The 26,941-nt window shown below is 73.2% G+C and carries 25 protein-coding genes, 2 tRNA genes and 4 pseudogenes; 24 read left to right on the top strand and 7 right to left on the bottom strand.

What is annotated here, in order from left to right; all coding sequences use genetic code 11:
* Positions 1–100 precede the first annotated feature (100 nt).
* Together RV983_RS23125 and RV983_RS23120 are read left to right on the top strand one after the other, a co-directional pair.
* Positions 101–1,942, top strand: a complete 1,842-nt coding sequence (locus tag RV983_RS23125; RefSeq protein ID WP_475987651.1) for a putative bifunctional diguanylate cyclase/phosphodiesterase — start codon at positions 101–103, stop codon at positions 1,940–1,942.
* A 67-nt stretch (positions 1,943–2,009) separates the two neighbouring features.
* Positions 2,010–3,101, top strand: a complete 1,092-nt coding sequence (locus tag RV983_RS23120) for an LLM class flavin-dependent oxidoreductase (protein WP_475987650.1) — start codon at positions 2,010–2,012, stop codon at positions 3,099–3,101.
* Between the two features lie 38 nt (positions 3,102–3,139).
* On the opposite strand, the gene RV983_RS23115 is transcribed toward RV983_RS23120, so the two are convergent.
* Entirely contained in the window at positions 3,140–4,624 is a 1,485-nt protein-coding gene (locus RV983_RS23115; RefSeq protein WP_475987649.1) for an NAD-dependent succinate-semialdehyde dehydrogenase, read from the bottom strand.
* 430 nt (positions 4,625–5,054) lie between these two features.
* Here RV983_RS23115 and RV983_RS23110 point away from each other — a divergent pair.
* Both RV983_RS23110 and RV983_RS23105 read left to right on the top strand, forming a co-directional pair.
* A pseudogene (locus RV983_RS23110) lies at positions 5,055–5,687 on the top strand (ATP-binding cassette domain-containing protein).
* A 216-nt stretch (positions 5,688–5,903) separates the two neighbouring features.
* Positions 5,904–6,659 (top strand): IclR family transcriptional regulator, encoded by a 756-nt coding sequence (locus tag RV983_RS23105; protein WP_475987648.1) that lies wholly within the window; start codon positions 5,904–5,906, stop codon positions 6,657–6,659.
* A 48-nt stretch (positions 6,660–6,707) separates the two neighbouring features.
* Here RV983_RS23105 and RV983_RS23100 read toward each other — a convergent pair.
* The 3 genes from RV983_RS23100 to RV983_RS23090 all read right to left on the bottom strand — a co-directional run bounded on the left by RV983_RS23100 (position 6,708) and on the right by RV983_RS23090 (position 8,269).
* Positions 6,708–6,780, bottom strand: a tRNA-Lys gene (locus tag RV983_RS23100).
* Between the two features lie 358 nt (positions 6,781–7,138).
* Complete coding sequence (locus RV983_RS23095; protein ID WP_401583050.1) at positions 7,139–7,285, bottom strand: hypothetical protein; 147 nt, start codon at positions 7,283–7,285, stop codon at positions 7,139–7,141.
* A 348-nt stretch (positions 7,286–7,633) separates the two neighbouring features.
* Positions 7,634–8,269, bottom strand: a complete 636-nt coding sequence (locus RV983_RS23090; RefSeq protein ID WP_475987647.1) for a hypothetical protein — start codon at positions 8,267–8,269, stop codon at positions 7,634–7,636.
* Between RV983_RS23090 and RV983_RS23085 the strand changes: the two genes are divergently transcribed.
* The 5 genes and pseudogenes from RV983_RS23085 to RV983_RS23065 all read left to right on the top strand — a co-directional run.
* Positions 8,216–8,614: a LuxR C-terminal-related transcriptional regulator gene (locus RV983_RS23085; RefSeq protein WP_475990426.1), complete on the top strand. Its 399-nt coding sequence runs from the start codon at positions 8,216–8,218 to the stop codon at positions 8,612–8,614. The two genes, RV983_RS23090 and RV983_RS23085, sit on opposite strands and share 54 nt — an antisense overlap.
* A tRNA-Lys gene (locus RV983_RS23080) sits at positions 8,577–8,649 on the top strand. The genes RV983_RS23085 and RV983_RS23080 overlap by 38 nt, the downstream gene beginning before the upstream one ends.
* 154 nt (positions 8,650–8,803) lie before the next feature.
* Positions 8,804–10,903, top strand: a complete 2,100-nt coding sequence (locus RV983_RS23075; RefSeq protein ID WP_475987646.1) for a SpoIIE family protein phosphatase — start codon at positions 8,804–8,806, stop codon at positions 10,901–10,903.
* 98 nt (positions 10,904–11,001) lie between these two features.
* A complete protein-coding gene (locus RV983_RS23070) occupies positions 11,002–12,126 on the top strand; it encodes a PP2C family protein-serine/threonine phosphatase (RefSeq protein WP_475987645.1) in 1,125 nt (374 codons plus the stop codon).
* 385 nt (positions 12,127–12,511) lie between these two features.
* Positions 12,512–13,439: pseudogene (locus RV983_RS23065) on the top strand (glycosyltransferase family protein); the annotation flags it as partial.
* Here RV983_RS23065 and RV983_RS23060 read toward each other — a convergent pair.
* Positions 13,415–13,900 carry a glycoside hydrolase family 6 protein gene (locus RV983_RS23060; protein WP_475990425.1) on the bottom strand — a complete coding sequence of 162 codons (486 nt, stop codon included), beginning with the start codon at positions 13,898–13,900 and terminating at the stop codon, positions 13,415–13,417. The pseudogene RV983_RS23065 and the gene RV983_RS23060 overlap by 25 nt on opposite strands.
* A 316-nt stretch (positions 13,901–14,216) precedes the next feature.
* Here RV983_RS23060 and RV983_RS23055 point away from each other — a divergent pair, with 316 nt between their 5' ends.
* The 3 genes from RV983_RS23055 (at position 14,217) to RV983_RS23045 (ending at position 16,074) form a co-directional block, all read left to right on the top strand.
* The gene (locus tag RV983_RS23055; protein WP_475987644.1) at positions 14,217–14,954 is read left to right on the top strand and encodes a GAF and ANTAR domain-containing protein; all 738 of its coding nucleotides are present in this window, start codon (positions 14,217–14,219) and stop codon (positions 14,952–14,954) included.
* A gap of 75 nt (positions 14,955–15,029) precedes the next feature.
* Positions 15,030–15,395, top strand: a complete 366-nt coding sequence (locus tag RV983_RS23050) for an STAS domain-containing protein (protein WP_475987643.1) — start codon at positions 15,030–15,032, stop codon at positions 15,393–15,395.
* 130 nt (positions 15,396–15,525) lie between these two features.
* Entirely contained in the window at positions 15,526–16,074 is a 549-nt protein-coding gene (locus RV983_RS23045; protein WP_475987642.1) for a hypothetical protein, read from the top strand.
* Positions 16,075–16,135: 61 nt separating this feature from the next.
* Here RV983_RS23045 and RV983_RS23040 read toward each other — a convergent pair whose 3' ends face one another.
* Positions 16,136–17,206 (bottom strand): Gfo/Idh/MocA family oxidoreductase, encoded by a 1,071-nt coding sequence (locus RV983_RS23040; protein ID WP_475987641.1) that lies wholly within the window; start codon positions 17,204–17,206, stop codon positions 16,136–16,138.
* 56 nt (positions 17,207–17,262) lie between these two features.
* Between RV983_RS23040 and RV983_RS23035 the strand changes: the two are divergent.
* The 10 genes and pseudogenes from RV983_RS23035 (at position 17,263) to RV983_RS22990 (ending at position 25,592) form a co-directional block, all read left to right on the top strand.
* Positions 17,263–18,389 (top strand): annotated as a pseudogene (locus RV983_RS23035) (ROK family transcriptional regulator).
* Between the two features lie 81 nt (positions 18,390–18,470).
* The gene (locus tag RV983_RS23030; RefSeq protein ID WP_475987640.1) at positions 18,471–19,559 is read left to right on the top strand and encodes a hypothetical protein; all 1,089 of its coding nucleotides are present in this window, start codon (positions 18,471–18,473) and stop codon (positions 19,557–19,559) included.
* Positions 19,560–19,697: 138 nt separating this feature from the next.
* Positions 19,698–20,450 (top strand): GntR family transcriptional regulator, encoded by a 753-nt coding sequence (locus RV983_RS23025; RefSeq protein WP_475987639.1) that lies wholly within the window; start codon positions 19,698–19,700, stop codon positions 20,448–20,450.
* A gap of 144 nt (positions 20,451–20,594) precedes the next feature.
* Positions 20,595–21,716 (top strand): TIGR03364 family FAD-dependent oxidoreductase, encoded by a 1,122-nt coding sequence (locus RV983_RS23020; protein ID WP_475987638.1) that lies wholly within the window; start codon positions 20,595–20,597, stop codon positions 21,714–21,716.
* 5 nt (positions 21,717–21,721) lie between these two features.
* Positions 21,722–22,411 (top strand): phosphonatase-like hydrolase, encoded by a 690-nt coding sequence (locus RV983_RS23015; RefSeq protein ID WP_475987637.1) that lies wholly within the window; start codon positions 21,722–21,724, stop codon positions 22,409–22,411.
* Between the two features lies 1 nt (position 22,412).
* Positions 22,413–22,553, top strand: a pseudogene (locus RV983_RS23010) (ATP-binding cassette domain-containing protein); the annotation flags it as partial.
* A gap of 167 nt (positions 22,554–22,720) precedes the next feature.
* Positions 22,721–22,981: a hypothetical protein gene (locus RV983_RS23005; protein ID WP_475987636.1), complete on the top strand. Its 261-nt coding sequence runs from the start codon at positions 22,721–22,723 to the stop codon at positions 22,979–22,981.
* A gap of 79 nt (positions 22,982–23,060) precedes the next feature.
* Positions 23,061–23,840, top strand: a complete 780-nt coding sequence (locus RV983_RS23000; protein WP_475987635.1) for an HAD-IIA family hydrolase — start codon at positions 23,061–23,063, stop codon at positions 23,838–23,840.
* 109 nt (positions 23,841–23,949) lie between these two features.
* Complete coding sequence (locus tag RV983_RS22995) at positions 23,950–24,942, top strand: hypothetical protein (RefSeq protein ID WP_475987634.1); 993 nt, start codon at positions 23,950–23,952, stop codon at positions 24,940–24,942.
* A gap of 5 nt (positions 24,943–24,947) precedes the next feature.
* Positions 24,948–25,592 (top strand): class F sortase, encoded by a 645-nt coding sequence (locus tag RV983_RS22990; RefSeq protein ID WP_475987633.1) that lies wholly within the window; start codon positions 24,948–24,950, stop codon positions 25,590–25,592.
* A gap of 30 nt (positions 25,593–25,622) precedes the next feature.
* On the opposite strand, the gene bcp is transcribed toward RV983_RS22990, so the two are convergent.
* Entirely contained in the window at positions 25,623–26,090 is a 468-nt protein-coding gene (gene bcp, locus RV983_RS22985) for a thioredoxin-dependent thiol peroxidase (RefSeq protein ID WP_475987632.1), read from the bottom strand.
* 100 nt (positions 26,091–26,190) lie between these two features.
* Here bcp and RV983_RS22980 point away from each other — a divergent pair, with 100 nt between their 5' ends.
* Both RV983_RS22980 and RV983_RS22975 read left to right on the top strand, forming a co-directional pair.
* Positions 26,191–26,514 (top strand): DUF3618 domain-containing protein, encoded by a 324-nt coding sequence (locus tag RV983_RS22980; RefSeq protein WP_475987631.1) that lies wholly within the window; start codon positions 26,191–26,193, stop codon positions 26,512–26,514.
* 10 nt (positions 26,515–26,524) lie between these two features.
* The gene (locus RV983_RS22975; RefSeq protein ID WP_475987630.1) at positions 26,525–26,863 is read left to right on the top strand and encodes a GroES family chaperonin; all 339 of its coding nucleotides are present in this window, start codon (positions 26,525–26,527) and stop codon (positions 26,861–26,863) included.
* The last annotated feature ends 78 nt before the right edge of the window (positions 26,864–26,941 follow it).

Raw genomic sequence — 26,941 nt, 5'->3', positions numbered from 1 at the left:
CCTCGACCCCGAGATGACGGCCCCCCCAGTCACTCAGTGTCATGCTCCGGCCTCGGAAGGGTCAGTCTCCGAGGTCCACGACTACCGTGCCGCCTTCAATGTGGCGCGGTTGCCGATGGCGCTGATCGGCCCCGACGGACGGGTCCGGGAGGCCAATCCGGCGCTCGGTCAGCTGCTGGGCGCCGACCCGGTGCGGCTCACCGCGCTCACCGCGGCGGAGCTCGTCGGCCTCGCGGGGGGCGGCGGTCCCGACGACCAGCCACCCACCGCGCGGGACGGCCGGGCAGCACAGACCGGAACCGGCGGGCACGGCGCGGCCACCGAGGCCCCGGAGAACGCGGAAAGCACAGAAACCGCGGAGTACGCAGAGGACACGGAGAGCCCCGCGAACACGGCGAGAGCGGACTACGCCGAGTACGAGGCCGTACTCACCGGCCGCCGCGAGGAGTTGCGCCGCACCCGGCCGGTCCGCGGGCCGGACGGCCGCACGGTGTGGGCCGAGGTCGTCGTGGTGCCCGTGCCCGGCGGGGTGCTGCTCTCCGTGGAGGACCTCGGCGAACGGCACGAACTGCGCGAACAGCTGCGGCATCTGCGCATGCACGACCCGGTCACCAAACTCCCCAACCGCCAGCTGTTCTTCGAACGCCTGGCCACCGCGCTGGAGGGCGCCGGCAGCCGCACCGGCCGGATCGGCCTGTGCTACCTCGACCTCGACGGCTTCAAGGCCATCAACGACACCCTCGGCCACCGGACCGGCGACCGGCTGCTCAAGGCCGTCGCGGACCGGCTGACCGACTGCGCGGCACGGCTCGGCCGCGGCGGGACGCTCGTCGCCCGGCTCGGCGGCGACGAGTTCGCCGTCCTCGTCGAGGACTCCACAGGCACCGGGCAGGCCACCGCGCTCGCCGAGTCCGTACTGAGCGCGCTGCAACGTCCGTTCGACCTGTCCGGGCAGCGGCTGGCGGTCTCCGCGAGCATCGGCGTGGTCGAACGGGAGGCGTCGGGGACCACGGCCACCGGCATCATGCAGGCCGCCGACACCACGCTGTACTGGGCGAAGGCGGACGGCAAGGCGCGCTGGACGCTGTTCGACCCCGAACGCAACGCGCACCGCATGACCAAGCAGGCGCTGTCCAGCACGCTGCGGCAGGCGGTGGAGCGCGGCGAGTTCGTCCTGGAGTACCAGCCGCTGGTCGAGCTGGGCAGCGGCGCGCTGCGCGGTGTCGAGGCCCTGGTGCGCTGGGAGCACCCGCACTTCGGGCTGCTCGGGCCGAACCGGTTCATCCCGCTGGCCGAGGAGAACGGCTCGATCGTCCAGCTCGGCCGCTGGGTGCTCGCAGAGGCCTGCCGCCAGGCGCGGGAGTGGCAGAAGGACCACCCGGACGACCCGATCTTCGTCAGCGTCAATGTGGCGGTACGCCAGGTCTGGGACTCCGACCTGGTCGCGGACGTGGCCGAGATCCTGGACGACACCGGGCTGCCGCCCGAGCTGCTGCAACTGGAGCTGACCGAGTCTGCGGTGATGGGCTCGGCGGGCCGGCCGTTGCAGGCGCTGCACGCCCTGCACGAGATGGGGGTGCACATCGCCATCGACGATTTCGGCACCGGCTACTCCAACCTGGCCTACCTCAGCCGGCTGCCGGTCTCCGCGCTGAAGCTCGACGGCACCTTCGTGCGCGGCTTCCGCGACACGCTGCACCCGAACCCGGCCGACGAGACGATCGTCGAGGCGCTGGTGCAGCTCGCCCACCGGCTCGGGCTGACCGTGACCGCCGAGTGCGTGGAGAACGCCGAGCAGGCGGATCGGCTGCGGCGGATCGGCTGCGACACCGGCCAGGGCTGGCTGTACTCGCGGCCCGTTCCCCCGGAGCGGATCGCCGAGCTGCGGCGGGACGCCACCGCGGACCCCGCCCCCGGGGACCGGGGAGAAGCGGGGGAATAAGCGGAGCCGCTCTCCGGTTGTGGCTGCCCGTACGCAGCACCGACCGGCCAGGAGGCGACGGACCGCCGTGGAGACGAACGACCCCGTACGAGGCACCGCCCTCGGCACCGCACCCGTACCCCTGTCCGTGCTCGATCTGGCCACCGTCGGCGTGGGCCAGACCGCGAGCGACGCACTGCGCACCGGCGTCGAACTGGTCCGGCTCGCCGAGGCCCGGGGCTACCAGCGCTACTGGGTGGCCGAGCACCACTCGATGCCCGGGGTCGCCTCGTCCTCCCCCGCCGTGATCCTCGCGCACCTCGCCGCGCACACCGAGCGCATCCGCCTGGGCTCCGGCGGCGTCATGCTGCCCAATCACGCCCCGCTGGTCATCGCCGAGCAGTTCGGCACGCTGGAGGCGCTCGCCCCGGGCCGTGTCGATCTCGGCCTCGGCCGCGCGCCGGGCACCGACGGCGCGACCGCCGCCGCGCTGCGCCGCAGCGACCGGCTCAACGAGGGCGCCGACGACTTCCCTCAGCAGCTCGGCGAACTGGTGCGCTTCCTGGACGACGACTTCCCGGCCGGCCACCCCTACGCCCGGATCCACGCCATCCCCGGCCCCGTGCAGGGCACCGCCCCCGGCGGTGTGCAGTCGCCCGCGCGGCCGTCGGTGTGGCTGCTCGGCTCCAGCGGCTTCAGCGCCCGGCTGGCGGGCGCCCTCGGTCTGCCCTTCGCCTTCGCGCACCACTTCTCCGCGGCGAACACGGTCCCCGCGCTGGAGCTGTACCGCGAGTCCTTCCGGCCCTCCGCGGTCCTGGACAAGCCGTACTCCGTCATAGGCGTCGCCGCCCTCGCGGCGGACGACGAGAAGGAGGCCGCCCGCCAGGTGCTCACCGGTGCCCTGTCGATGCTGCGGCTGCGTACGGGGCGGCCCGGGCTCGTCCCGACCCCCGAGGAGGCGGAGGCCTACGAGTTCAGCCCCGCCGAGCGGGAGTTCGTCGACTCCTGGCTGGTCAACATCGTGCACGGCACGGCCGAGCAGGTCCGCGACGGGCTGGACGCGCTGGTGCGGCGCACGGGGGCGGACGAGCTGATGCTCACGGGCAACGCGCACAGCCCGCAGGCCCGCCTGCGCTCGTACGAACTGGTCGCCGACGTGTACGGGCTGCCCAAGGCCTGACCCGCGCGGACGGGCCGGGGGCGGTGCCCCGGCCCGTGTCACACGTCGACGGCGACGTACTTCATCTCCAGGTACTCGTCGATGCCGACGAAGCCGCCCTCGCGCCCGATCCCGGACTGCTTGACGCCGCCGAAGGGCGCCGCGGGGGTGGACACCACCCCCTTGTTGAGGCCGAGCATGCCCGTCTCCAGTTCCTCGGCGTAGCGGATGCCGCGCCGCAGGCTCTCGGTGAAGACATAGGAGACGAGGCCGAAGACCGTGTCGTTGGCCAGCCGGATCGCCTCGTCGTCGTCGGTGAAGGTGACGATGGGCGCGACGGGCCCGAAGATCTCCTCGCGGAGCATCGCCGCGTCGGCGGGGACGTCGGCCAGGACGGTCGGCGGGTAGAAGTAGCCCGGCCGGCCGGACAGCGGTTCGCCGCCGGTGATGACCCTGGCCCCACTGCCGACGGCGTCGCGCACGAGGCGGTCGACCTTGCCGAGTCCGGCGCCGTCGATGAGCGGCCCGACCTGCGCGCCGGGGTCGGTGCCCCGGCCGACGACCATGGAGCCCAGCTTCTCGGCCAGCCGTCCGGTGAACGCCTCGGCCAGGTCCTGGTGCACATAGACGCGGTTGGCGGCGGTGCAGGCCTCGCCGATGTTGCGCATCTTGGCGATGGCCGCGCCCTCCACCGCCTTCTCCAGGTCGGCGTCCTCGCACACGATGAACGGGGCGTTGCCGCCGAGTTCCATGGACGTGCGCAGCACGCCCTTCGCGCTCTGCCCGATCAGCTTCTGCCCGACGCCCGTGGAACCGGTGAAGGAGAGTTTGCGCAGCCGGGGGTCCTCCAGCACCGGGGTGGACACCTCGCCCGGCCGTGAGGTGGTCAGCACGTTGAGGACGCCGTCGGGGAGCCCTGCGTTGCCGAGGATCTCGGCCAGGGCGAGCATCGACAGCGGTGTCTGGTGCGCCGGCTTGACGATCATCGTGCAGCCGGCGGCGACGGCGGGACCGATCTTGCGCGTGCCCATGGCCATCGGGAAGTTCCACGGGGTGATCAGCAGCGCCGGCCCGACCGGCTGCCGCATCACCCAGATCCGGCCGTTGCCGTCCGGGGCGGTCGCCCAGCCGCCGTCGACGCGGACCGCCTCCTCGGCGAACCAGCGAAAGAACTCGGCGGCGTAGACGATCTCGCTGCGCGACTCGGCGACCGGCTTGCCCATCTCCAGGGTCATCAGCAGCGCGAGATCGTTCTGCCGCTCGACGATGAGTTCGTACGCCCGCCGCAGGATCTCCCCGCGCTCGCGCGGCGCGGTGGCCGCCCAGCCGGCCTGCGCGGCGGCGGCCGCGTCCATCGCGGCGCGCGCGTCCGCGGCGCCGGCGTCGGGCACGGCGCACAGCGGCTGCGCGGTCGAGGGGTCCTCCACCTCGTACTCGCGGCCGTCCTTCGCCGGCTGCCACCGGCCGCCGATCAGCAGCCCCTTCGGTACCCGTTCCACGACCAGTTGCTCGCGCTTGGCGTTCATGTCGGTGCTGTCGCTCATCGCGGCTTCCTGCCTCTCGCGAACCGGTCCGGGCAGTCGGGTACCCCTCCACATTCGCATGAATGCCTTCCGTACGCCGGGGTAGGCGCGGCCCTCGTGCGGTCGGCGCACCGCACGGAGACGAACTACCGGAGGTCCGGCACATGACGGAGCGCAGCGGCAGTACCCGGCGGGGATTCCTCGCCCGCACCGCGGCGGCGGGGACCTGCTGGCGAAGCTGAGGAAGCAGGGGTACGTGCGGGTGGGCTTCGCCGGTGAGGCACCGTACGGCTACCAGGACGGCGGCAGACCGGCGGGCGAGGCCCCGACCCCGCACCGGAGATCTTCAAGGCCCCGGTGCTGCCCGAACTGCGGCCCGCCCTCACCGACTTCGCGGCGCTCATACTCGCACTGAGCGCCGACCGCCTCATGCGGAAGCCGGAGAAGCGCCTTGCTCACTGACGAGACCCACCAGCGCGCCAAGACCTCCGTGACCCCGGCCGCCCGCTTCGACCAGGTGGTCAAGCGCTACGGGGACCACACTGTCCTGGAGGTCCGCCGCGGCGAGGGGGTCACGCTGATCGGCCCGAGCGGCAGCGGCAAGACCACCGTCCTGCGGCTGCTGATGACCCTGGAGCGGGTCACCGAGGGCGTCGTCCACGTGGACGGCGCGCCCTTCTCGCACATGCCGGGCCGCGTCGGCCGGCTCGTGCCGGCCGACGAGAAGCACCTACGCGCCGAACGGCGCCGGATCGGCATGGTCTTCCAGCCCTTCGACCTCTTCCCCCACATGAAAGTGCTGGAGAACGTCACCGAGGCCCACCCGGCTCTCCGGCGGCCGGCGGCCGGCAGCCGGACATCGCCCGCGCACTCGCGGCCGGTGTACTGGACACTGCGGGACATCGCCCGCGGCACGGACATCACCCTGCTGTGCGTCACCCACGAGACGGGGTGCGCCCGGGACGTCTCCGACCGCGTGCTGATGTTCGACGGCGGGAGGGTGGTGGAGTCGGGTGCGCCGGAGCGGATTTTCGGCTCCCCGGAGCACCGCAGGACCCGAGAATTCCTCAGTGCGGTGCTCTGACGGAAATTGGTCCGTGCCTCGGGCATATGCCAGAGTGGCGCGTTCCTGCATATACGTCCGAGGGCGTTCAGACAAAGCTTCAACGGGCTCTACTCGAAACCGCTTTGAGGCTATCGTGGAATGCGGCCCGGCTGCCGGGTCCCGTCCGTCGTGCGCGGTGGCCATGACCAGCAGCCGCAGCAAGGACGCAAACGGTCACACCTGTAGGGGGACACCGTGGCGCTTGAGCACCGACAGGTCGCGCCGGTCTACGCCGTCCAGCACGCGTTGCGCGTGCTGGAGACCGTGGACAAGCACCGGCACGGCGTCAGCGCCGAGCAGCTCGCCCGCGAAATCGGCGTGCCCATCGGATATCTTTCGCAACTCCTCGCCATGCTCAATCGGGAGCACTATCTCAACGCCCTGCCCGGTGGCGGGTACGCGGTCGGTGAATCGCTCGTCCTGCTGGGCAGTGCCAGCCGCGACACGGCGCTCGCCGAGAAGATCAAGAACGTACTGATGGCCCTGCGCGACGAGGTCGGCGCGGCGGTCTACTTCAGCCGGTACGACGACGGCGAGGTCAAGATCGTCGACTTCGCCGACGGACCCGCCGCGCCCAAGGTCAACGAATGGGTCGACTTCCGGTCCGCCGCGCACGCCAGCGCGGTCGGAAAGTGCCTGCTCACGCAGCTCGACCACAACGGCCGCCGCGACCACCTGTCGCGGCACAAGACCGTGCGGCTGACCTCGAAGACGACGATCAGCGAGAAGGTGCTGCTGACCAAGCTGGAGAGCCAGCCGGCCAGCGTGCCCACCCTCGACCTCCAGGAGTACGCGATCGGCACCGTCTGCGCCGCCATCCCGGTGACCATCGGGGCGACGGTCGGCTGCCTCGCGCTCTCCCTGCCCGTCACCCAGGCCCACCGCCTCAAGGGCGCCGCCGACACCCTGAACGAGCGGGCGGCCCCCGTGCTGCTCTCGCTCGCACTCTGACGGAACACAGAAGGGCGCCCCTCCCGGAGGAGGGGCGCCCTCGCACTGTGCGCCGCCAGGGACTTGAACCCCGAACCCGCTGATTAAGAGTCAGCTGCTCTGCCACTTGAGCTAGCGGCGCGTGCGAACGAGACCATCATACGGGTTCCGCGGGGGTGGTCATGACCACCCCCTCGACCGCAGGGCGCCGGCCGGGCGACCAGGGTCGCCGAGTGGCCCACCTCACCTTCTCCGGCCACTCGGGGTGATGACGCCCCGGCGCGGCACCCATGACATCTCGCCAAAAGCCACGCGACCGGCCTTGTCGGCGCCCCCCGCGGGCCGGTATCCGGGCATGCTGAAGGGCCCGGCAAGAGGGGGGAGGTATGCCGGGCCCATCAGCGTGGGGGGAGGGGTGTGGCTCTTGGGGGGATGTTGCTTCTTTTGGGGGGGGTGTGGCTCTTGGGGGGGGTGTTGTCTTTGTGGGACGGCCCAGGGTGCTACCAGACGATGTCGTTGGCGGTGTGCCAAACGATGTCGCCTGGAGCAGGCTGCGCGGAGGCAGTTGTCGCGCCGATCAGCCCCAACGTAATGGCGGCGACGACGCCCAGAACTGCACGAAGGGCGTTGCGACGGAAGCTTGTCATGGCAGGCCTGTCCTGGGAGTGTGAGCTGGGGTGGTGCTTGGGGGTGCAGCGCCGGCTTGGGGGAACCGTACGACTGACTGAATTCTGTCGGACGCCGAGCCGGTGGTCTTCACTTTTCACGTTCCGGATTCGGACATGGCCCTATGCGGACACATGGGACCGGATGGCCCCCGATGGGTCCATACGCGGGCCCAGCCCCGTAACCTGATCGAAGCCGGGGGACGTGAAGCATTGGGGGTGCGTGCAGTGACCGACGACCTTCTGCGCGCCCGGGCGCAGGAACTCTACGCTCTGGCGCTCGCCGACGCCGACTGGACACCAGAAAGCGTCTGCACGCTCACCGGTTGGTCACAAGGCGAACTCGACGCAGTACTGCATTCCTTGACGTCCCTGGGGCTGGCCGCACCGTTCTCGGCCGCGAGGAGCGGCTGGACGGTGCACTCGCCCGCGACCGCGATGGCGCAGCTCATCGAGGGCGGCCGACGCCGGACCGAGGAATTGGTGAGCACCATCACCGACACCCATATCGCGCTGAGCCAGCTGGCGGCCGAATTCCAGCCTGTCCACATACGGCAACTGGCCGAGGCACGCATCGAGGTCGCCGCTCAACCCGCGCAGATAGCGGCCATCCTGGACGAGGCCGCCAGCACCGTGACCGCCGAGATCCTCTCCATGCACGCCAGCGTGCAGGACGAACACTTGGGTGACGATCGCAATCGCGAGGCGCTCGGCCGCGGTGTCCGCCAACGCTCCATCTACCTCGCCACGGCGGCGGCGGTGCCGAACATACGCACCCACTTGCGGACCTTCGTGAACGACGGTGGCGAAGTACGAACCGCCGCCACACTCCCCATGAAGATGATCATTGTGGACCACGCGCTCGCCGTGGTGCCGGCCCTCGGGCCGGACGACCGCGCCGGCGGCTCCGCCATGGTGCTGCGCAGCCCCGCGATGGTCGGAGTGCTGCGGCAGATGTTCGAGCACTGCTGGGCGTCCGCGTCGGACCTGTTCACCGACGACGTGGGCGCCGCGCCCGCCGCCCGGCACCGGGAGGTCGTACGGCTGCTGGCCTCCGGGCTGACGGACGAGGCGATCGGCCGCAAGCTGGGCCTGTCCGACCGGACGGTACGGCGGATCGTGGCGGAGCTGATGCAGCAGATAGGGGCCGACAGCCGTTTCCAGGCCGGGGTGAAGATGGTCCGCCTCGGGTGGCTGGACGACGACCCCGCGCTGCTGGAGGACGTGGTCGGGGGCACCCCGGGTGGTCCGGTAGGATCCTCTCTGTCGGTGAGCGCCGCTAGCTCAACTGGCAGAGCAGCTGACTCTTAATCAGCGGGTTCGGGGTTCAAGTCCCTGGCGGCGCACAGACATGAAGGCGTTCCTCCTCCGGGAGGGACGCCTTCGTTCGTTGGCCCCCGAACGAACAGGCGGCATCCTTGGGGACTCGGTGCGAAAATATGCCGTAACGACGAGGCAGGGGCTCCAACGGGGCTCTCAGGCGGGGCCTACGAGGAGGCCATGCACGCACACGACGCAACGCCGCCCGGTACGGACGCGGAGGCCCGGCCAGCTCCCGGGACCCCTTCGCCCGGGGGCCTGCTCGACCTTCTCGGGGTCGCGGCGATGGTCCTCGACCGGCACGGCCGGATCGTCCTGTGGAGCCCCGAGGCCGAGCGGCTGTTCGGCTACAGCGCGGCTGACGCGCTGGGCCAGAACGCCGGGCTGCTCATGGTGGAGCCCGCGAAGCTGGAGCTGGTCACGGAGCTGTTCAAGCAGGTCAGGGCGGGTGCGGTGTGGCAGGGCGTGTTCCCGATCGTGCACGCCGACGGTACGGTCCGTGACATCGAGTTCCGCAACATGCGCATGCTCGACGTGGACGGCGGGGTCTTCGCCCTGGGGCTGGGCGCCGATCTGACGACCGTCCGCCGGGTCGAGACCGACATGGGACTGTCGAGCAGCCTGGTCGACCAGTCGCCCATCGGGCTGGCGGTCTTCGACACCGAGCTGCGCATCGTGCGGGTCAACGAGGCCCTGGAGGGCATGTACGGCCTGTCGGCCGCGTCCATGCTGGGGCGCACCGTACGGGAGGTCTCGCCGGGCATCGACGCCGTGGGGATCGAGACGGCGATGCGGCGTGTCCTGGACACCGGGGAGCCGCTGCTGGACCTGGAGACGGTCGGCCGCACCTATGCCGACCTGGGACGGGACCACGCGTGGTCGATCTCGTACTACCGGATCGAGGACCCCACCGGGCGGGTGCTGGGCCTCGCCACCTCGGTGGCGGACTTCACCGAGCGGCATCACGCCGCCGAGGAGATCGCTGCGGCCCGTGGCCGGCTGGCGGTGATCGCCGAGGCGGGCACCCGCATCGGCACCACCCTGGACCTCCAGCAGACCGCCCAGGAGCTGGCCTCGGTCGTCGTGCCGATGCTCGCCGACATCGCCACCGTCGACGTGCTGGAGTCGGTGATGCGCGGTGAGACGGTGTCCCGGGTGGCCTCCGGCGAGAACGCCGACTTCCGGGCCCTGGCGATCGCCGCGGCCGACCCGGGCGAGGTGATCGGGGCCGTCGACCCGGTGGGCGAGCCGGCCTCGTACCCGACCGACCGGCTGATCACCCGGGCGGTGCGGGAGGGGCAGCCGGTGGTGGTGCACCGGGTGAGCAGCCGCATGCTGCGCCGGATCGCCCGGGACGATCGCGCCGCCGCGCTGCTGCGGCGGGCCGGGGTGCACTCGTACCTGGCCGCGCCGCTGATCGCCCGCGGCGAGGTGCTCGGCGTGATCGGCCTCTACCGCACCCTCAACCAGAAGGCCTTCGACGACCAGGACCGCACCCTGGCCGTGGAGCTCGCGGCCAGGGCCGCGATATCCATCGACAACGCACGGCTGTACGCGGGCGAGCGTCTCGCCGCACTCACCCTCCAGCGGAGCCTGCTGCCGCACGAGCCGCCGACGGTGGACGGCATCGAGCTGGCCACCCGCTACATCCCCGCGGTCCGGGAGGTCGGCGGGGACTGGTTCGACGTGCTGCCGCTGAAGGACGGCAAGGTGGGCCTGATCGTCGGCGACGTGATGGGAAAGGGCCTGCGCGCCGCTGCGATCATGGGGCAGCTGCGCACCGCCACCCGGGCCTTCGCCCAGCTCGACCTGGCCCCCGACGAGCTGCTGCGGCACCTGGACGACATCATCGGCAGCGCCGAGGGGGACTTCATCGCCACCTGCGTCTACGCGGTGTGCGACCCGGGGACCGGCCGCTGCCAGTTCTCCACCGCGGGGCACCTGCCGCCGGTGCTGGTGCCCCCCGGGGGCCGCGCCGAACTGATCGACATCCCGAACGGGGTGCCGCTGGGCGTCGGCGGGATCGGTTTCCACACGGTGGAGCGGCAGCTCGCCGAGGGGACGGTGCTCGCGCTGTTCACCGACGGGCTGGTGGAGGACCGCCGCCAGTCCCTCGACGTCGGTCTGCGGGCGCTGATGCGCGTTCTGAAGCTCAAGCCCCGCCACCGGTCCCTGGAGGACACCTGCGACCTGGTGCTGGGCACCCTGCAGCAGTCGGCGGACGACGACATCGCCCTGCTGCTGGCCCGGATGGGCCCCGCCGCCCCGGCGGAACCCTGACGACGGGCGACAGGCGTGGTCCGCGCACGGGCGCCCGGCACGGCGCCCGACGCCGCCCGGGTTTCCCACTGCCCGCTTTGTCTGTCTATGTTCGAGTGGTGAAGTCGTCACGCAGGAGAAAGCCCTACAGCGGCGGACCCGCCCTGCGGGTCCTCGATTCGGTCGTACCGGTCGGCAGCGGGATTCTGCTGCCCCTGCTGCTGATCATCGGGATCTCGCTGAGCGACTGGCTGAGCGGCCCGCAGATCTATCTCGCGCCGATGATGGTCATGGCCCCCGCGCTGGCGAGCGTCTCCACGACCTGGCGGCGCACGCTGGGCGTCGGCGCGGCCGGCCTCGTCGCGCAGCTGGCGCTGCTCCCGTACGACGAGGTGCGCCTGCCGGACACCAGCACTCTGCTGCGGGCGCAGCTCGTCGCCTATGTCGTGGTCTCGCTCTTCGGCACCTACATCGCGTGGCGCTACGAACAGGGCCGGCGGGTGTTCGCCGCCGTCCACTCGGTCGCCGAGGCCGCCCAGCGGGCGCTGCTGCTGCCACCCGGGCCGGTGGTGGGGGACCTGCGGCTGGCGGTGCGCTACGTCTCGGCGGCCGACACCGCGCAGATCGGGGGCGACCTGTACACGGTGGTGGAGACGCCGCACGGGGTGCGCGCGCTCATCGGCGACGTGCGCGGCAAGGGACTGGACGCGGTGCAGACGGCGTCGGTGACGCTGGGCTCCTTCCGGGAGGCGGCGTACGACGAGGAGAGCCTGACCCGGGTAGCGCAGCGGGTGGATGCGAGCGTCGCGCGGCACATGTCCCCGGGTGAGTTCACCACGGCGCTGTTCCTGCAGTTCAACGACCCCGGACAGGTGGGCCTGCTGCACTACGGGCATGTGCCCCCGCTGCGGGTCGCGCCGGACGGCACGGTCACCTCCCTCGACCCGCCCGATCCGTGGGTGCCCCTCGGGCTGTCCCAGTTCGCTTCGGGGGCGCCGCCCCGGCCGTGGCAGGAGTCGCTCGGCGCCGACGACGTCCTGGTGCTGTGCACGGACGGGGTGATCGAGGCGCGCAGCGCCGTGGACGGCTCGTTCTACCCGCTGACCGAGCGTGCGGCGCGGCTGGCCGCGGCATCGGCCGACGACCTCGACGCCGCCGTCGAGCGGCTCTACGCGGACCTGTTGCGGCACACCGGCGGCAGCCTCTCCGACGACGCGCTGCTCATGCTGGTCGCCCGCTCCTGACGAAAGCCGGCCCGGCCCCCGCCGACCGCATGACCGAACAAACGTCCCAAATCGTTCATTTGGCTGGTTAACAACTCGTTTCCCGCCTTGCGATCAAGACGGGCATTCGGGAAGGCTTGGGCCGCAGAACACGTAAGCACCAAACGGAATCTCTCCGCCCTAAACGGGAGGACTGGGATCCGTCTCGGCGCCTTCGGCCGAGCGGGGCCAAGGGGAGACGGCCCCGGCAAGGGGGGTGGGCCACCGGCGTGACCCAGCGCGGTGTCCGGTCGTCGACGAGCCGAAGCCGGCATCGCGGGACCGGGAGCAGACCGCACACGCGTGTACACCCCGGGGGGCGGGGGGCCGCAACGCCCGGGACACCATCGCCGCGCGAGCGGCGCAGATGCTTCGGGGGGAGCATTCCCATGCCGCCGACACCTACCGGCGCCCAGCAGTACACCACCGACCACCCCGATTCCGGCGTGCCCGGAGCCGTACCCGTCATCCCGCACCAGACCCGCCCCGGCCGCGGCCGGGCGCGGTGGCACCCCGGTACGACTACGAGCACTACAGCAGACTCGCCGGCCCGCTCACCGAGCCGAAGCCCGATGTCCCGTACCGGGTGCGCTACCGCAGCCTGCTCGCCGAGGAACCCCAGCGGATACACGCGGCACTGCTGCTCGGCGCGGCTCCGGTGCTCTCCGCGGTGCTGCTCACCTGGCTGCTGCAGCCGGCCCACTGGACCCGCCGGGAGCACGCGCCCGGCGGGATGACGGCCTGCGACACGGTGATGCTGATATCCATCGGCCTGATCGAGCCCTTCCGGCTGATCAACGTGACGTCGAACGCGCACGCGACGCTCGTCGCGCGCGACCCGGTGCCCGTGGTCCCCGAGGAGGGCACCAAGGTCGCCTTCCTGACCACCTTCGTCCCGGGCAAGGAGCGCCTGGAGATGGTGCGGGCGACCCTGGAGGCCGCGATCCGGCTCCGGCACCGCGGCACGCTGGACGTGTGGCTGCTGGACGAGGGCGACGACCCCGAGGTCCGGCGGCTGTGCGACCGGCGGGGGGGTGCACCACTTCTCCCGCAAGGACGTCGAGAAGTGGAACCGGCCCACCGGCTCCTTCCGCGCGAGAACCAAGCACGGCAACGACAACGCCTGGCTGGACGCGCACGGCGACGACTACACGTTCTTCGCCTCGGTCGACACCGACCACGTCCCGCTCCCCAATTTCCTGGAGCGGATGCTCGGCTACTTCCGCGACCCCGACATCGCCTTCGTCGTCGGCCCGCAGGTGTACGGCAACTACGACTCCGCCGTGACCAAGGCAACGGCGGTGTGCGGCAGTCCGCCCAGGGTGTCGACGGCGTGGCCGAGCAGGGCGTAGCGCTCCTGCGCGAAGCGGCCGGGGGTGCAGCCGTCCACCAGGTGGGTGAGCGCGTCGGGCTCCAGGACCACCAGTGCCTCCCGGTCGCCGATGCCGGCCGCGACCTGGTCCACCCAGGTGCGGTAGGCGTCCGCGTCGGCGGCGCCACCGCTGGAGTACTGGCCGCAGTCGCGGTGCGGGATGTTGTAGAGGACCAGGACGGGGGTGCGGCCGGCCTCCTCGGCGGCCCGCGTCAGGCCCTCGGCCCGGCCGCGCGGGTCGTCGGTGCCGATCCACTCGGCGACCGGCCGGCCCGCGATGCGTTCCAGCAGGGCGGCGTCGGCGCCGCGGCCGTCCTCGCGCCACTGGCCGGCCTGATGCGCGGCAGCGGTGTCCGGGTTGACCCAGAAGGGGGCGCCTGCCATGGGTGTGCCGCGCTGCGCGCCCTTGCCCTGTCCGCCTCCCGCGGTGTCGTCGCCGCGGGAGCAGCCGCCGAGGGCCGCCGCGAGCAGGCCGGCGGCTGACGCCGCGCAAGCGAGCCTGCGCAACGGGCCGGTGAAGGTTCCGTACATCCACTCCCCCTTGGATGGCGGGACGGGACCGGTCTTCGTCAATCCTGACATACCGCACGGTCAAAGCACTGCCAGAACGGGTCAGTTGCCGTTTTCCCGTCGAATGCCGCGGTTCGCCGGCATGACAGAATCCCGGCGGAGCCGTGGCCGACGATGGCTGGAGCACGACGTGACCGAACACCCGCACCGCATCCCGCGTGAACGGCGGCTCGCCGAAGTCCTCGTCGGGCTCGCCGACACCCTCGACGGGGAGTTGGACATGGACGCCCACCTCGGCCGGCTGGCCGCGGTCTGTGTGGAGCTGCTGGACGCCCGCGCGGCGGGGCTGCTGCTGGCCGGCCCGGACGGCGCGCTGCGCACGGCCGCCTCCGGAGCGGTCCCGGAACTCCTGCCCGCCCTCGACGAGGAGGGGCCGTGCCTGGACTGCTACCGGTGTGCGGCCACGATGGACGTGCCCGACCTGGCGCACTGCGACGAGCTGTGGCCGCGCTTCGCGCCCCGGGCGCGGGAGGCCGGCCTGCACGCGGCGTACGCGGTGCCCCTGCGCCGGGGCCCGGAGGTGATAGGCGCGCTGTGCGTGCTGCGGGCGGCCCCCGGGGAGCCGCCCGTGGGGGACGTGGAGCTGGCCCACGCGCTGGCGGACGCCGCGGCCGTCGGAGTGCTTCAGCTTCGCGCCCGCCGTGAACAGGAGCTGCTGGCCCAGCAGTTGCAGAGGGCGCTGGACAGCCGGGTGGCGGTCGAGCAGGCCAAGGGGCTGCTGGCCGAGCGGTGGGGGGTCGGCGTCGACGAGGCGTTCGGCGCGCTGCGCCGGTATGCCCGCAGCCACCGGCTGCGGGTGGCGGAGCTGGCGACCGGCGTGGTGGCCGGCAGCTTCGACACCGACCGGCTGCTGGACGAGGCGACCTGACGTCTTCGGTTGCTGATTGTCAAGTCCTGGCCTGAAGTAGAGGGATGACGGACCGTCTGCCCTAGGGTGGTGCCCATGTCCGAGACCTCCCTCCTCACGAGCACCCCGTCCATCGCCTCGGTCCGCCGCCGCGCGGAGGGCGACAGCACGGTGGTCACGCTCGACGGCGAGGTGGACGTGCTGACCGCACCGCGGGTCTCGGCCGCGCTGGACCTGCTCACCGGGACGGACCGCCCCGACATCGTGGTGGACCTGCGGCCGGTCGACTTCATCGACTGCAGCGGGCTGTCCGCGCTGGTGCGCGCGCGCCGCCGCGCGGAGCAGCAGCAGGGGCGCGTACGGCTGGTGTGCCGGGACGATTTCACCCTGCGGACGCTGCGGGCCACGCGACTGACCCAGTACTTCACCATCCTGCCGGACTGGCCGGCTCCCACGGCCTGAGGCACACCCGTCCGCGCGCCCCCAACGCGCCCTGGCAAGGCCGAGATCGGCTGTTCTAGCCTGACAGGGCGGCCCAGGACCCCGGCCGCCGGCAGAGCAGCCTCCTACGCCAACAGGACGTGGTCCGGCCATGGCCAAGCTCGCGGCCTCCTCACGACTGTCCCTGTCCGATCCGAAGAGATCCGCCCTCGACGCCTCCTGGACCTGTTCGCTGCGCCGCGTGCCCGGCAGCGACGCCCTCGCGGCGCGCATGAGCCGTGCCGCGCTGGAGATCCTCTCCTGCGGCACGGCCGGTGCCCGGATCGCCCAGGCCGTACTGGTGGCCTGCGACTACGTCGTCACGCACGGCCAGGCGCGCCGTTTCCGCGTCACGCTCGGCGTGGAGGACGGGCACTGCTCGGTGTGCGTCACCGACACCGGCTACGACCGGCCGCCCGCGCACAGCGGCGGGGCGCCACCGGAACCACCGTCCTCCTCCGAGACCACCCGGCTGTGCCGTCAGCTGGCGGGCACCGGGGACGAGGAGCCGCTGGACGGCGTGCAGGTGCACCACACCGCGGACGGCGCCGTGCTGATCCGCTTCCGCGCCCGGCTGCCCGGGACCGGCGAGACGCCGCGGGCCCACCGTTCTCCCCCGGACGCGCCGGACCACTCCCGCGGTCCTGGTACCCGAGGGTGAGGAGCGCCCGGCCGGCGGCTGCGAGGGGAGCGTGCCGCGGGCCGGGCGGCCGGAAGCGTCGTCAGCCGCGGTGCCCGAGTGGCACCGTGCGGCCCTCACGGGCGGAGACCGCCGCGGCCTCCAGCACCGCCAGCGTCGCGGCGGCCTGGGCCGCGGTGACCGGGGGCTCGGTGCCGTCGCGCAGGGCGGCGGCGACCGCCGCGTAGTACGCGGGGTAGTCGCCGGGCAGCGTCGGCTCGGGGCGTACGTCCTCGCCGGCACCCAGCAGGCCCCAAGCGGACTCCGGTTCGGTGCCCCACGCGGCGCCGGGGGCGGGGCGGGCGCCGTCGCGCAGATCGGCCTCCTGCGGGTCGAGGCCGTGCTTGACATAGCCGGCGGTGCTGCCGAGCACCCGGAAGCGGGGGCCGAGCTGGGCGGTGGTGGCGGTCATCCACAGGTGGGAGCGGACCCCGCCCGCGTGGGTGAGGGCCACGAAGGTGTCGTCGTCGGCCTGGGCGCCGTCTCGTCGCACGTCCCGCTCGGCGTACACGCTCACGGCCGGGCCGAAGAGGGTCAGCGCCTGGTCGACGAGGTGGCTGCCGAGGTCGTAGAGCAGACCGCCGATCTCGGCGGGGTCGCCGGACTCGCGCCAGCCGCCCTTGAGGTTCGGCCGCCACCGCTCGAAGCGGGACTCGAAGCGCCACACCTCGCCGAGTTCGCCGCGCTCCAGCAGGCCGCGCAGGGTGAGGAAGTCGTTGTCCCAGCGGCGGTTGTGGAACACCGACAGCAGCAGCCCGCGCTCCGCGGCGAGGGCGGCGAGCGCGTCCCCCTCGGCGGCGGTGGCGGCGAGCGGCTTGTCGACGACGACCGGCAGCCCGGCCTCCAGCGCGGCCGTGGCCAGCGGGACGTGGGTCTTGTTCGGCGAGGCCAGGACCACCAGGTCCAGTTCGTCCGCGCGCTTCCAGAGTTCGTCCGCGGCGGAGGCGAGGCGGACGTCCGGATACGCGGCGCGGACCTGCGCCTGGCGCTCGGGGTCGCCGGTGACAACGGTGTCAAGGACCAGGCCGTCGGTGGCGGCGATCAGCGGGGCGTGGAAGACCGAGCCGGCCAGGCCGTAGCCGACCAGTGCGACGCGAAGGGGTGCGGAAGCCATGCGCCCCACTTAAGCAACGCTGTTGCGAAAGCGCAAGCGTGCCCGACAATGGGCAGGTGAACAACGGAACCGCCGGTGCCAACCTGCCCGCGCTGCGCAGCCACAACACCGCGTTGGTGCTCGGGCTGCTGCGCACCGCGACCGTCGCGGACGGCGAGGGGATCAGCCGCCTGGAGCTCGCCGAGCACACCGGCCTCACCCCTCAGGCGGTCAGCAAGATCGTGGCACGGCTGCGTGCGGACGGACTGGTCGACGAGGCCGGCCGCGGCGCCCCCACCGGCGGCAAGCCGCGCACCCTGCTCCGGCTGGCCCGCCGCGCCCGCTACGCGGTCGGGGTGCACCTGGACCGGGACGAGGTCACCGTGCTCCTGGCCGACCTCGCGGGCGAGACCACGGACGCCCGCACCGCCCCCCTCGACCTCGGCCGGCCCGCCGCCGAGGTGCTGCGCGCGGTCGCGGACCTTGTGCACACGACCGTCGCGGACACCCACGGCGCGAGCGGCGCGGTGCGGATCACCTCGGTGCCGGAGTCGCCTCCCCCGGCCCGCTGGACCACGGCACCGGCGCGCTGCTGCGGATCACCGGTTTCCCCGCCTGGGACGGCTACCCCTTGCGGGACGCACTCGCCGACCGCCTCGGGCTGCCCGTCGTACTGGACAAGGACACCAACGCCGCCGCCCTGTCCGTGCTGTCGCCGCCGGACCGCACCGGCACCGGGGACTCCTTCGGCTGTCTGCACCTGGGCAGCGGACTCGGCGCGGGCCTGGTCCTGGGCGGCACGCTGCACCGCGGCGCCCGGACCGGCGCCGGGGAGTTCGGGCACCAGGCGGTCGCCCTGGACGGGCCGCGCTGCGCCTGCGGCAACCACGGCTGCCTGGAGGCACTCTGCCTGGCCGCCGTCGGCCGCGGCGACCACGCCGGGGCGGCCCGGCTCCTCGGGCTCGGCGCGGCGAACCTGGTCTCGCTGCTCGACATCGACCGCGTCGTCCTGGGCGGGCGCACCGTGCTGGCGCGGCCCGAACTGTTCCGGCGCGAGGTCGCCGCCGCCATGGACGCCCGCACCCGGCGGTCGGCGGGCCGTACCGTTCCCGTCACCCTCGTCCCGGACGGCGCGCGTGCCGTCGCCCGGGGGGCGGCGCTGCTGGCCCTGGCCCCGCTGTTCGGCCAGACGGCGGGCGGCTGACCGCCCGTACGGGTAGCCGCCGGGGACCACCCCCGCGTCGCACGCGCATATGACCGTACGAACGTGAGAGCTTCGGCTCCCATGAGGTGGCGCAGCGCTCTTGCCATGGCGGCGGCCTCGGTCGTGCTGACCTCGGCCCAGGCGACCGGTGAACCGTTCCCCGTACGCGCCCGGCTCCAGGACGGTCCGCGGGTCTTCGTGGCGGGCGCCGCGGCGCGGGAGTTCCGCGTGGAGCTGGAGAACACCACGCGGCGGGCGCGGCGGGACGTCCATCCGGTCATCGTCTTCTACGACCGCGCCCGCAAGCTGACGGCACGCCAGGTGCATCTTGAGTACCGCGAGTTCACGACAGGTGGGGCGAAGAGGGCCCGCCCGTCCCGTGAGCCGCGCTGGCGCCCGGTGCCGGTGGCGCACACCGACAACGACGAGAACGTCGCGGTGGTGGGCGAGCACGGCCCCGGCGCGGTCCTGCCCGCGCACCGCACGGTGCGCGTCGCGCTGCGGCTGCGCTTCACCGCGGACGCGCCGCCCGGGCCGGTCGCGGCCTCGGCCACCGTCATCCAGCGGCGCGGCGCGGACGGCGACTGGGTCGGCGAGTCGGCGCTGTACCGCTTCACCGTCGCGCCGCCGGGGGGTGCCTCCGGCGCCGTGCCGCCGCCCGCGCCGGGGGCGGCGCCCGGTGCGCCGGTGCCCGGCGGGACGCCCCGGGAGACCGCCGGCGGCCGCGCACCGGACAGCACCGCAACGGCCCCCGGCGCGGGCGGCGGCGGGCACCCCGGCGAACGTCCCGGCGGGCACCCCAGCGAGCACCCCGGCGGGCACCCCAGCGGGCGTCCCGGCGAGCACCCCGGCGGGCGTCCCGGCGAGGACGGCGGCACGGGCCCGGACACCGCGCCCGGGGACGGCCCCGGGGACGGCCCCGGCGCGGCCACCCGTCCCGGCCCGGTCCCCGGCAAGGGCGACGAGGGCGAGGCGGCACGGCAGGACGCCCTGGGCCACCAGGCGCAGGACGCGCCCGGCGCCTCCGCGGCACCGCACACCCGGACCCCTCCGCCCGGCCTGGCCGACACCGGTCCCACCCAGGACCCGATGCCCGCCCTGCTGCTCATCGGCGCCGGGGCCCTGCTGCTGGCGGGCGGGGTCGCCCTGAAGGTCGGCCGCCGCAGGTGATCCGGGCGAGGACCGCGAACTCCCGCCGCCCGGCGGGCGACCGGCCGGTGTTCGGTGTTGGGCGCGGCGCCCCCGGCCGCCTCCCGCCCCCCGTACCGGCGGCCGCCCGCCCCGCTCCGATCTGCGAGGATTCACGGTGTGAACGACACCCAGGCGGGCGCGCCGGCCCGCGCCGGCATCCCCGAGCACGGACGGCTTCCCAAGTACTTCGTCGTCAAGACGCGCCTGGAGGAACTGCTCGGCGAGCTCGGCGAAGGGGTGCCGCTGCCGACCGAGCGGGAACTCGCCGCCCGCTTCGGGGTGGCGCGGGAGACCGTGCGGCAGGCGTTGCGCGAGCTGCTGATCCAGGGACGGCTGCGACGGCGCGGCCGCGCCACGGTGGTCGCCGGCCCGAAGCTGGAGCAGCCGCTGTCGCTGGCGAGCTACACCGAAGGGGTGCGCCGCCAGGGGCGGGTGCCGGGCCGCAATCTCACCGCGCTCGACCGGATCGCCGCGGACGAGGTGCTGGCCGGGCAGCTGGGCATCGCCACCGGCGGCCCGGTGTGGCACATGGAGCGCGTGCTGTTCGCCGACGAGGAGCGGGTGGGCCTGGAGAGCACCTATGTCGCGGTGGAGCGCGTCCCGCGGCTGGACGCGGAGTTCGACCCGGACTCCTCCTTCTACACCTATCTGCGCGAGCGCGTGGGCGTGGAGTTCGGCGACGCGGACGAGCGGATCGAGACGGTGCTGGCAACCCCGCGCGAGGCGCTGCTGATCGGCACCCCTCCCGCGCTGCCCATGCTGCTGCTGCACCGCCACAGCCGGGACACCGAGGGCGCGCCGCTGGAGCGGGTGCGGTCGCTGTACCGGGGGGACCGCTTCAGCTTCACGACCCATTTGTCCCGTACATAGCCGATCGAACCCTTCACACCCCCTCCCACGGGACGATTTTGGTCACGAGAAGATAACGGGTCTAGTCCAGGATTGCGGGTCCGTTCACGACCGGTTCAGAAACCGGACCCGATCGCGTCCGCCGGCCGCACGACTGTGGTCCGCATGAGAGTCCTGATCGTGGGTGCCGGAGCACTCGGCACCCTTCACGCCTGGCACGCCGTCGACCGCGGACACGAAGTCGTCCACCTGGAGCGGGAGACCGAGGCCCGCGGCGCCTCCGTCCGCAACTTCGGCCTGGTCTGGGTCGGCGGCCGGGCCGCCGGCGCCGAGCTGGAGACGGCGCAGCGCGCCCGCGAGCTCTGGCAGCGCATCGGCAGCCTGGTTCCCGGCGTCGGATTCCGCGCCAACGGCTCACTGACGGTGGTGCGCACCGAGGCCGAACGCGCCGTCGCCGATCAGGTCCTCGCCTCCCCCGACGCCGCCGCGCGCGGACTGAAGTGGCTCGACGCCGGCGAGGTGCGGCTGCGCAACCCGGCACTGCGCGGCGAGTTCACCGGCGCCCTGCTCTGCGAGCGGGACGCCGCCGTCGAGTCCCGGGTCGCGCTGCCCGCCCTGCGCGAGCACCTGGCCGCCACCGGCCGCTACACCTTCCTGCCCGGACGCGAGGTCCGCGACGTCGCGCCCGGCACCGTCCGCGACGACCACGGCCGGACCCACCACGGCGACGCCGTCGTGCTCGCCACCGGCGCCCACCTCACCGGGCTGGTCCGCGAACTCGCCGGGCCCGCCCTGCCGGTGCGCCGGGTCCGCCTCCAGATGGCGCAGACCGACCCGCTGGACGAGCCGCTGACCACCTCGGTCGCCGACGCCGACAGCTTCCGCTACTACCCCGCCTACGCCGGCACCGCCCTCGACGCCCTGCACGCCGGGCAGCCCCAGCCGCCGGTCGCCGCCGAGCACCGCATGCAACTGCTCATGGTGCAGCGCCTCGACGGCGGGCTGACCATCGGCGACACCCACGAGTACGACGAGCCCTTCGCCTTCGACGTCACCGAGGACCCGTACGACCACCTCACCGCCACCGCAGAGGCACTCCTCGGCCGCCCCCTGCCGCGTGTGCGCCGCCGCTGGGCCGGGGTGTACGCGCAGTGCACCGACCCGTCCCTGGTGGTGCACCGGCAGCGCGTCGCCGACGGCGTGTGGCTGGTCACCGGGCCCGGCGGCCGCGGCATGACCTGCTCCCCCGCCATCGGCGAGGACACCGCCAACGAGATCGGCTGGTAACGAAGATGACCAAGACCTCCCCCCGCAGCCCCCTCAGCCCCCTCAAGCTCGTCGTGCTCGACATGGCCGGCACCACCGTCGCCGACGACGGCCTGGTCGAGCGGGCCTTCGTCCGGGCCGCAGAACGCCTGGGCGTCGAGCCCGACCTGGACTACGTCCGCCGCACCATGGGCGAGTCCAAGATCTCCGTCTTCCGCGCCCTGTTCGGCACCGAGGAGCAGGCGCGGCGCGCCAACACCGAGTTCGAGTCCGCCTACGCCGACCTCGTCGACTCCGGCGCCTGCGCGCCGCTGCCCGGCGCTGCCGAGGCCATCGCCGCCCTGCGCGAGCGGGGCCGCACCGTGGCGCTGACCACCGGCTTCTCCCGCACCACCCAGGACGCGATCCTGGCGGCCCTGGGCTGGCAGGACATCGCCGACCTCACCCTGAGCCCCGCCGACGCCGGCGGCCGCGGCCGCCCCTACCCGGACATGGTGCTCACCGCGCTGCTGCGCACCCGCGCCGCCGACTCCGTCCAGGAGATCGCGGTGGCCGGCGACACGGCGTACGACATGCTCTCCGGCGTCCGTGCAGGCGCGCCCGTCGTGGCGGGCGTGCTGACCGGCGCCCATGACGAGCAGACGCTGCGCGAGGCGGGCGCCACCCACGTCCTGCCCTCGGTCGCCGGACTCCCCGCCCTGCTGGCGGAGTTCTGAGATGGGCATACGGTTCGAGGACGTGACAGTGGCCTACGGCCGCACCACCGTCCTGGATTCCTTCGACCTCACCGTGGAAGCCGGCGAGGTGATGGCCCTGCTCGGCCCCTCCGGCTCGGGCAAGACCACCGCGCTGCGCGCCGACGGCCTCAAGGGCGAGAACGGCGACGGCTGGTACGACCAGATCTTCAAGGACTTCGAGAAGCAGACCGGCATCAAGGTCCACCGGCAGCCGACCGCCCGCGGCGGGCACACCCCGCCGCGCGCCCGGCGCCACCCGGCACCCCGCACAGCACCCCCGCGTACGCGGTGACCGGCAGGAGCGGCGTCACGCTGCCCTTCACCACCTTCTACCGCCAGGAGGACGCCCGGACCGCGCAGATCCTGGCCTCCTTCAACGGCGGCACCCCCACCGCCGTCAAGAGCTACACCTCCGACGTGGTCCCGCAGCCCCAGTCGGTGACGGCCGCCGTCCCGGCCGGCGCCTCCAGCGTGGGCTTCCGCTTCCGCTGCACCGGGGCCGACAACTGGTACCGGGTCATCGACGGGGTCAAGGTCACCACCGCCTGACTAGGCTGGGGGCGCCGGCACGACGACGTGGCGGCGCCCCCTCACCTCAGCACCCCGGCACACCGCAGGAGTCCGCCCCATGGCAGAACGCAAGCCGATCGAGTCCTGGCTCACCGACATGGACGGAGTCCTGATCCACGAGGGCACCCCGATCCCCGGCGCCGACGCGTTCCTCAAGCGGCTCAAGGAGTCCGGGAAGCCGTTCCTGGTACTCACCAACAACTCCATGTACACCCCGCGCGACCTGCACGCCCGGCTGACCCGCATGGGCCTGCACGTGCCGGTGGAGAACATCTGGACCTCCGCGCTGGCCACCGCCCGCTTCCTGGACGAGCAGCGGCCCGGCGGCACCGCCTACGTCATCGGCGAGGCGGGCCTGACCACCGCGCTGCACGACATCGGCTACGTGCTGACCGATGTCGAGCCCGACTACGTGGTGCTGGGCGAGACCCGCACCTACAGCTTCGAGGCGCTGACCAAGGCCATCCGGCTGATCAACGACGGCTCCCGGTTCATCGCCACCAACCCGGACGAGACCGGTCCCTCGGCCGAGGGCGCGCTCCCGGCCACCGGCTCGGTCGCGGCGCTGATCACCAAGGCCACCGGCAAGGACCCCTACTTCGTCGGCAAGCCCAATCCGCTGATGATGCGCGCCGGGCTCAACGCCATCGAGGCGCACTCCGAGACCAGTGCGATGATCGGCGACCGGATGGACACCGACGTGCTGGCCGGCCTCGAGGCGGGTATGGAGACGTTCCTGGTCCTCACCGGACTGACGCGGCCGGCCGACATCGACCGCTTCCCCTACCGGCCCTCACGGGTGGTGGAGTCCATCGCCGATCTGGTGGACCTCGTCTGACCCAACCGGAGCAGTCCCGCATGCGGTGGCCCGTCAGGAAAGAGACCTTCTGAGTACCGGGGCCGACCGATTCCGACAACGTGAGCCCGGGTGAGTGGAGGTTTTCATCATGGGCTCTGTCATGGACGCCGCCCGCATCCCCCTGTGCGCCGCCGCGGCGGTGACGGTGATCGCCATCTGCGGTCCCGTCGCCGTCGCCGACGACGGCCCCGCCGGGAACGGGGACGCCACCAGCCGGCTGTGGGAGCGGGCGGTCGGCGGTGGCGGTGGCGGCGGAGACCAGGGCGGCAACCGTCAGGACCTCGGCAAGCAGGACGGCGGCCGGGACAACGGCGGCCGCGACAACGGGGACCGCGGCGACAGCGGCCGGGACAACAACGGGCGCGACAACAACGGCCGGGACAACGGGGACGGCGGCCGCGACAACGGCGGACGCGACAACGGGGACGGCGGCCAGGACAACGGCGGACGCGACAACGGGGACGGCGGGCGCGACAACGGCGGACGCGACAACGGGGACGGCGGCCAGGACAACGGCGGACGCGACAACGGGGACGGCGGGCGCGACAACGGCGGCGAGGGCCGCGACGGTGGAGGTGGCGGCGGCGGTGGAGGTGGCGGCGGTCGCGGGGGCGGTGCCGGTGGCGGTGGCGGTGGCGGTGGCGGCGTGACCGTCAACCCGGGTTCGGTCGGCCCGGGCGGCGACGTCGACGTACGCACCCAGGACTGCGACCGGGCCCAGTCGGGCACCGTGAACTCCTCGGCCTTCGTCGCCCCCGTGCGGCTCGCCCCCGCGTCGGACGGCGGCATGTACGCCTCCGCCGTGGTGCGCTCCGGGCTCGCGTCCGGCTCGTACAAGGTCTCCATCGAGTGCAACGGCCAGTCGCACGACGGCGAGGTCGAGGTCGGCGACGGGACCGGGGACGGCGCGTTCCCGTCCGCGCCGGTGCCCGCGGGCGGCGGCGCCATGGCCGCGGGCGTGGCACGGCACGCGGCCTCCCCCGCACAGCCGGCCGGGGTGCCCGGCACCGTGGCCGCGGGCGTGCTGGCCGTGGCGGGGGCGGCGGGCCTGGTCATGCACCGGCGCCGTACCCGGGACTGAGCGCGGTGCAGGGACGGACCGTCGCGGCCGCCACGGCCGCGGTCGTGCTCTTCGCGGCGTGGCTGAAGGGCTACGTCCACCCGGCCCCCGGGGACGCCATGGGCGCCCCGGGGGTCACCGCCACGTCCGCGCCCGGGGCGGACGGGCGCCCCACCCCGGTCTACGCCGCGCACACCCCGCTGGGCCACGCCCGGCCGCTCAGCATCGAGATCCCCTCGGCCGGCATCGACGCCCCGCTCGTCGCACGCGGGCTCACCGCCGACGGGGCCGTGGACCCGCCGCCGTTCAGCTCGCCCGGGGTGGCGGGCTGGTTCGGCGCGGGCCCGGCGCCCGGCGACGCGGGCGCGGCGCTGATCGTCGGCCATGTGGACACCCGCACCCGGGCCGCGGTGTTCTACAACCTCAGCACCGTCACACCCGGCACCCTCGTGGAGGTCAACCGCTCGGACGGCTCGGTCGCGGAGTTCACCGTCGAGGGCGTGGAGATCGTCCCGAAGGAGGGCTTCCGCCCGGACCGGGTGTACGGCTCGGGCGTCCGCCCCGAGCTGCGGCTGATCACCTGCGGCGGCACCTTCGACCACGCCACCCAGAGCTACTCGGCCAACGTCGTGGTCTACGCGGCGCTGACCGGCTCGCACACCCGGGCCTGAGCCGGTGGCACCGCACCGGCCGACGGGGCCTCAGACCCCGAGGTCGCGGATGAGCTTGGCCACGTGCCCGGTGGCCTTGACGTTGTACCAGGCGTGCTCGACCTTGCCGTGCTCGTCGACGACGACCGTGGAGCGGATCACCCCGGTCACCACCTTGCCGTACAGCTTCTTCTCGCCGAAGGCGCCGTACGCGGTCAGCACCGACTTGTCGGGGTCGGCCACCAACGTGACCTTCAGCGACTCCTTCTCGCGGAACTTCGCGAGCTTCTCGGGCTTGTCGGGCGAGACGCCGATGACGTCGTAGCCGGCGCCCGCGAGCACGTCGAGGTTGTCGGTGAAGTCACAGGCCTGCTTGGTGCATCCCGGGGTGAGCGCGGCGGGGTAGAAGTAGACGATGACCTTGCGGCCGGCGTGGTCGGCGAGGGAGACCTCGTTGCCGTCGGCGTCGGACAGGGTGAAGGCGGGTGCGGTGTCGCCGGGCTGGAGGCGCTCGCTCATGGGTGCAGTTCTCCGGTTCGGGGTGCCGACGGGCGCCGGCACGGGCGGACTGACAGACTGTCTGCACGGTACCGGTCGATACAACGATGGAGGCTGCACGGTGTCGGATGGCAGGAGCCCTGCTCAGATCGAGGCGGACATCGCCCTGAAGCGGCGGGAGCTGGCCGCCACCCTGGACGAGATCGCCGTGCGCGTGCATCCGGCGACGATCGCCGCCGACACGAAGGCGAAGGTCGCATCGGCCGTGGACCGCACCGCCGGGCGGGCGTACGTGGCGGTCAACCGGGGTGTGACGGAGATCCGCGGGCACTTCGTCACGGAGGAGGGCGCGCCGCGCGTGGAGCGGATCGTCCCGGTCGCGGTGGCGGCGGTGGCGCTGGTCACCGTGGTGGCCGGGCTCTCGATGCGCAGACGACGCCGGTAACGTCGTACCTGTGAGTTCGCAATCGCATGACAAGCTTCCGATCCGCATGCTGCACGACCGTGTGCTGGTCCGTTCCGACACGCCCGAGGGCGAGCGCCGCTCCGGCGGCGGCATCCTGATCCCCGCCACGGCGGCCGTCGGGAAGCGGCTGGCCTGGGCCGAGGTGGTCGCGGTCGGCCAGAGCGTGCGCACCGTGGAGGTCGGGGACCGGGTGCTCTTCGACCCGGACGACCGGGCCGAGGTCGAGGTGCGGGGCACGGCCTATGTGCTGATGCGGGAGCGGGACCTGCACGCGGTGGCCGCCGAGCGGCTTCAGGGCTCGAAGGATTCCACCGGTCTCTACCTCTGATTTGCTATCGTCGCTCTCATCCCCTGACGAGACGCGCCGTACCAGGACCCACGCAAAGACGACGCACCGCCTGAGTCT

Source organism: Streptomyces sp. RLA123 (assembly GCF_056270165.1).
Note: the sequence above shows the minus strand (reverse complement) of the source record. Positions and strands in the feature narration are given on the sequence as shown.

What these genes read in the sequence shown, in the direction of transcription:
- RV983_RS23115 (WP_475987649.1), bottom strand. Translation starts at nt 4,624, where the DNA reads ATGAGCGACAGCACCGACATGAACGCCAAGCGCGAGCAACTGGTCGTG.
- RV983_RS23095 (WP_401583050.1), bottom strand. Translation starts at nt 7,285, where the DNA reads ATGACAAGCTTCCGTCGCAACGCCCTTCGTGCAGTTCTGGGCGTCGTC.
- RV983_RS23085 (WP_475990426.1), top strand. Translation starts at nt 8,216, where the DNA reads ATGGTGCTGCGCAGCCCCGCGATGGTCGGAGTGCTGCGGCAGATGTTC.
- RV983_RS23075 (WP_475987646.1), top strand. Translation starts at nt 8,804, where the DNA reads ATGCACGCACACGACGCAACGCCGCCCGGTACGGACGCGGAGGCCCGG.
- RV983_RS23060 (WP_475990425.1), bottom strand. Translation starts at nt 13,900, where the DNA reads ATGGCAGGCGCCCCCTTCTGGGTCAACCCGGACACCGCTGCCGCGCAT.
- RV983_RS23050 (WP_475987643.1), top strand. Translation starts at nt 15,030, where the DNA reads ATGTCCGAGACCTCCCTCCTCACGAGCACCCCGTCCATCGCCTCGGTC.
- RV983_RS23045 (WP_475987642.1), top strand. Translation starts at nt 15,526, where the DNA reads ATGGCCAAGCTCGCGGCCTCCTCACGACTGTCCCTGTCCGATCCGAAG.
- RV983_RS23040 (WP_475987641.1), bottom strand. Translation starts at nt 17,206, where the DNA reads ATGGCTTCCGCACCCCTTCGCGTCGCACTGGTCGGCTACGGCCTGGCC.
- RV983_RS23030 (WP_475987640.1), top strand. Translation starts at nt 18,471, where the DNA reads ATGAGGTGGCGCAGCGCTCTTGCCATGGCGGCGGCCTCGGTCGTGCTG.
- RV983_RS23020 (WP_475987638.1), top strand. Translation starts at nt 20,595, where the DNA reads ATGAGAGTCCTGATCGTGGGTGCCGGAGCACTCGGCACCCTTCACGCC.
- RV983_RS23015 (WP_475987637.1), top strand. Translation starts at nt 21,722, where the DNA reads ATGACCAAGACCTCCCCCCGCAGCCCCCTCAGCCCCCTCAAGCTCGTC.
- RV983_RS23000 (WP_475987635.1), top strand. Translation starts at nt 23,061, where the DNA reads ATGGCAGAACGCAAGCCGATCGAGTCCTGGCTCACCGACATGGACGGA.
- RV983_RS22995 (WP_475987634.1), top strand. Translation starts at nt 23,950, where the DNA reads ATGGGCTCTGTCATGGACGCCGCCCGCATCCCCCTGTGCGCCGCCGCG.
- bcp (WP_475987632.1), bottom strand. Translation starts at nt 26,090, where the DNA reads ATGAGCGAGCGCCTCCAGCCCGGCGACACCGCACCCGCCTTCACCCTG.